At 34.9% G+C, this 4,632-nt stretch carries 4 protein-coding genes; 3 read left to right on the forward strand and 1 reads right to left on the reverse strand.

Translation table 11 applies throughout. The features are described 5' to 3' along the window. Positions 1–1,191: 1,191 nt before the first annotated feature. Complete coding sequence (locus tag H9647_RS25420; protein WP_191805264.1) at positions 1,192–1,761, reverse strand: hypothetical protein; 570 nt, start codon at positions 1,759–1,761, stop codon at positions 1,192–1,194. Between the two features lie 241 nt (positions 1,762–2,002). On the opposite strand from H9647_RS25420, the gene H9647_RS25425 reads away from it, so the two are divergent. The 3 genes from H9647_RS25425 (at position 2,003) to H9647_RS25430 (ending at position 3,736) form a co-directional block, all read left to right on the forward strand. Continuing rightward, positions 2,003–2,275, forward strand: a complete 273-nt coding sequence (locus H9647_RS25425; RefSeq protein WP_191805266.1) for a helix-turn-helix domain-containing protein — start codon at positions 2,003–2,005, stop codon at positions 2,273–2,275. Positions 2,276–2,378: 103 nt separating this feature from the next. Beyond that, on the forward strand, positions 2,379–2,513 hold the full coding sequence (locus tag H9647_RS26100; RefSeq protein WP_263621339.1) for a hypothetical protein: 135 nt from the start codon (positions 2,379–2,381) through the stop codon (positions 2,511–2,513). A 617-nt stretch (positions 2,514–3,130) separates the two neighbouring features. Then, the gene (locus H9647_RS25430; protein ID WP_191805268.1) at positions 3,131–3,736 is read left to right on the forward strand and encodes a recombinase family protein; all 606 of its coding nucleotides are present in this window, start codon (positions 3,131–3,133) and stop codon (positions 3,734–3,736) included. The last annotated feature ends 896 nt before the right edge of the window (positions 3,737–4,632 follow it).

The raw sequence follows: 4,632 nt of genomic DNA on the forward strand, positions 1-4,632 counted from the left end.
TTTTTTTTGTTTTCTATTTCTACTATCGCTGCTTATCCATCCGTCCTACCAGCCAACTCCCTCTTACTTATCTTCTTTGTTTCTTCTGTTTTTTCTCTTACTTCTTGTATCTCTCTAGCCTTCTGTAGCTAAGTTCTCTTACTGATTTTTATTATCTCAGTTATCTTTCTAAAGCAACTTTACGTATTTCAGCAAACTTTTCTTGACAAGATTTTAAGGGGTTAATTTGCTTGTGGAAGAGGTATGAAACGGCTGGCAGACAGACTTATCCCCTACTCTGAGAGATTATAAAAAAAACTAATCTGACAGAATAGGAGAGATAAGTGTCTAGTGGCTTGCCCTTAGTTGTCGGCATGTATCCGTATGTATAGACCCTGTTCACTCAGTAGCTTTCACTACACACATTCCACTTACTTTGGTCAGCCTCTTATAATATCGCCCCTATAATAGCTAACTGAATGTGTTCCCTAGCACCGTAATGCTAACGATAACCTTCCGAACCTTTAAGGTAGTTCTCACCTACCCTCACCAGAAGAACAGGATTCTAGTGAGGGGCGTCTTAGTTATTGCGGTGGCTAAGACATAACCTGACGATTTTATTTACTTGAGTTAATCGGCAACCTCAAGGAACAGACAACAAAAAAGACGCATCTCTTAACCTGTACCCTATCACCAAGTTAAAGAGATAACGCCTTTTAAACCGGTCCGATTATGTATAAGATCCTAGCATTTACTAGTTGAATCTCATGGACTTAATGTTTATAATGGGTTTATCTAAAATAATCCTGTTGTGTGCAGGATTAAAAATTAACTTAGTGGTGATGACACTAGGTTTACAATAAGTCACTTTCGTTGAAGCCATACGGGACGGCAATCCTGTATAGGCTGAGAAAGTGGCTTTTTTGTGTTCCGTTCAAGTATTCAGTTACTCATTATATTAACTCTATGAATCTCTTGAAGCAACAAAAAATTTAATAGGCAATTTAATTTATAAAGTTTATTACGATATGTCGTAATAAGGTTTTTTCTACAGATCCCACCCAGGCTGTCGGGACCTCTAATCCCGTATGCGTCCAGAAAAAGAGAAGCCCTTTAGACCCGTCTAAAATCAATTTTAACGGGTGTTTTCTATTTGCCTTTATAAAACTTAGGACCACCCATAAAAACGCCTGTAAACCCCCTTAGAACCCTTTATAACAACCCTTTTTCTTTAAAGACCTTCCGTAAGCACTCGTTAACCAACTCACTTTTAATTCCACTATCGACACTATCAATAATTGATAGCACATCACTATCTAAATAAAATCCTTTATAAACTTTTTTTACTTTCTTTCCTGATAGCAATCTATCTATGTTATCGCCATTATTACCACTGGTATTTTTAACTTTGTTTTTGCTTGTTTTTTTGCTAGCAATATCCTTTTCTTTTTCGGGGGTTATTTTACTATTTTCTTGAATGCTACTAGCTACTTGATTATTAGCCTTTTCAATCTCTTTTTTACTAATAATTTTGTTTATATTATTACTATCGTTAGTAATCGTTTTTTTGAATACTTCTGAAACAGCTAAATCAAATACACTTTTATCGCTTCCAACAAAGTTATATCTAGCCTCTTTACTGTCCCATTCAAATCCTAACTTCTTAATTTTGGTCTGGATTGTCCTGTCAGAAGATCCATACTTGATAGCTAATTCAGCTACTTTTATTTCCTTGTTTTCAATAGCCTTAATCATGTCTTTTACTAGTAAATTGTTGTCCATAATAACACCCCTTCTATTAGTTTATTGCTTTCTAAGCTAACACTGTTTTCACCTTATTTAATACTATCACCTTTGCTAGCAATTATATGAAAATAAATAAAATAAATTTCGATAACTACCTGTTTCCAGAGGGGGTTTAATGGACTTATATAGTGAAGGAAGTTTAAGGGGTTTGGCTTTATGCCACAACCTTTTTTTTATTACATGTGCAATTTTATTTCATACGAGAAGGGGAATAGGAATGGAGAGATTACCGTATAACCAACTTGATAGTGTGGACTATCGCTATATTAGACAGGTGCGTTTTTTACGGAATAAAACATTAAAACAATTCGAGGAATTTATGGGTGTAGATCATACCGTTATTTCACGGCTAGAAAACGGACAAATAGAGTTTTCACCCCTGTACAAAGAACGATTTAAAGAAGCTTGTAGGCGTCTAAGAGTTTCTAATATTGAGTTAGTTAGTATCCGTAAACTTTTAGAAATGAAGTCTCAAAGAGGCTACAAATAATGGCTACTATTGCATTGCTGTTGATCTTAAAAATCATAACGCAGCTAAACCCAAAAGATAGAAGTGAAGAACTTATTTATTACACTACTGGAGGCATAAAGGAATGGAGATAAAAGACTTGTTTGTAGAAACCAAAGAAGTGATTTCTGAATATAGGGCTAAAGCTGAGGAACTAGATCGGCAGGAAGAAGAACTTAAAATGGAACTGACGGCATTACAAGAAGAAATAACCCCATAAAAAGCTGTGACCAAAAAAAACTGTGTCATTAAAAGAAACATAGCCCCAAATACAACCAAAACCATTTTTAACGTCATTAAATCCATTAAAAATCACCCTTTCATATTATGATGCAACACTTAGATTTCAAGAAAATAAAGAAACTCCTTTACCTCCTTATAAGGAATATCAATTTTTTTCATGTTTTCTTATATGCAAATACAAGTTTTTTAAAAATTTTTATAAATCGGTATCGGGTTCTACCTATACCTCTATCTAATGGTACAGATGTAACCCCCCACCTTATAAACAAATACACAGTTAAAGCTTTAACAAGGACCATCGACCATCTGGACCACGTTCTCCCTTCTTTACTTATTTGCATACGGTAAAATTGGAACGTGGACCGAATGCCCTATACTATATATCCGCAGTAAAAACTCTAAAATGCGACATTTACCATCGAATTTATTTTTAGTCCATAAAGGTACACCATTATAGACGGTATATAAACAGCCCTAATCAACGTCTATATATAAATAAAATCGACCTTTATGTACGTCTATAAAATAATTGACCTTTATGTACGGTTTGTGTATATTAAGACTATCAGAAAAAAGACAGGGTGGTTTTAATCAATGGGAATCAATTTTGGATATATTCGTGTGTCGAGTCTGGAACAGAGATTAGATAGACAGTATGAGGCTTTAAAGCCGTATGTAAAGGACGAGAAATACATATACAGCGATAAGGCAAGCGGGAAGGATATGGACCGTGAGGGCTTTCAGAACATGCTTAAAGCAATGAGAAGCGGTGACACTCTTTATATCAAGTCTATAGACCGTCTGGGACGAAATAAGGAACTAATTAAGGGCTATTTAGAATACTTCAAAAAAGAAGGAATCAGAGTAAAAATAATTGATCTGCCTACCACAATGCAGGACGTACCAGAGGGACAAGAATGGGTCATAGATATGATTAACAATATAATCATTGAGGTTTATACTTCTATAGCCCAACAGGAAAGAGAAACGATTTTACAACGCCAAGCCGAGGGGATCGCTGTAGCTAAGGCTAAAGGAAAACATTTAGGTAGACCAATTTTAGAACTACCAAAAGAATGGGATACACTGTACAAGGAGTGGAAATCCGGCAGGATAACAGCGGTGGCTTTTATGGACGCTATAAATATGAAAAAAGCTACATTCTATAAAAAAGTGAAGGAATACGAGGCGACACTATAACGGTGTTAGCCTTTTTTTTAATCAATTAAATTTTATACAACTAAATTTCATACATCCTATAGATCCACCTGCTAAGTGCCATTGTGCATTTGTTATATAGGCTTCTAGGATTACCTATAGCTAAAAACCTTGGTACCCCTGAGTTTGTGCAAAAAAAGTTTATGGGGCCGTTATGTAAAACAGGCACGCAAGCCGTAAAACCGCACAAGATTGAACAATTAAATTAACCTCTCTATGCCTAGAAAACGCTGAAAATTTAGGTCACCCTCACGAGATACCTTTAACGTCAGTTTATAATCCTAGATGGTATTACTTTAGTAAGTTAAAATCCCTAGAACAGGGATTAACAACGTAAATCCACCCCTCTTACCTCAAACTTAAAAACTTCTCAGGTTCACAGTACACTTGATTTCTAAAATGTGTCTAAATTATGAACGTAATAAACCCTACAGCCATAAGGGTTTTAGCGTTTTGTAATAAATTTCTAATAAAAAATTTTAGAAACACACTGTAAAATGGGGGGGTCTCACAAACTATATAGTGTAAAAGATAAAGATAATAAAGATAATAAAAAGAATAAAACATAGTGCGGAACTAAAGTTCCACACCATATAACTAACTAAATAAATACTAACTATAAACTGTGCTAGAGGAATAAAAAATAATAATTAAATATTTAGAATATGCACGAATGAACGTAGTGAATGAGTGACGAAGTTAATCTTTGTTTCTTTATTCTTTTACTGCCTCTAATACAGTAGAGGTATTCTTCCTTATTTCTCCTTTACCCTCACTGGTCCTATTATGGATCGGTGAGGTTTTTTTTTGTTTTCTATTTCTACTATCGCTGCTTATCCATCCGTCCTACCAGCCAACTCCCTCTTACTTATCTTCTT

Source organism: Paenibacillus gallinarum (assembly GCF_014836635.1).
Classification (GTDB): domain Bacteria; phylum Bacillota; class Bacilli; order Paenibacillales; family Paenibacillaceae; genus Paenibacillus; species Paenibacillus gallinarum.

Bases quoted from the DNA above. Each gene is read 5' to 3' on its own strand.
- H9647_RS25420 (WP_191805264.1), bottom strand. From the start codon at position 1,761: ATGGACAACAATTTACTAGTAAAAGACATGATTAAGGCTATTGAAAAC.
- H9647_RS25425 (WP_191805266.1), top strand. From the start codon at position 2,003: ATGGAGAGATTACCGTATAACCAACTTGATAGTGTGGACTATCGCTAT.
- H9647_RS26100 (WP_263621339.1), top strand. From the start codon at position 2,379: ATGGAGATAAAAGACTTGTTTGTAGAAACCAAAGAAGTGATTTCTGAA.
- H9647_RS25430 (WP_191805268.1), top strand. From the start codon at position 3,131: ATGGGAATCAATTTTGGATATATTCGTGTGTCGAGTCTGGAACAGAGA.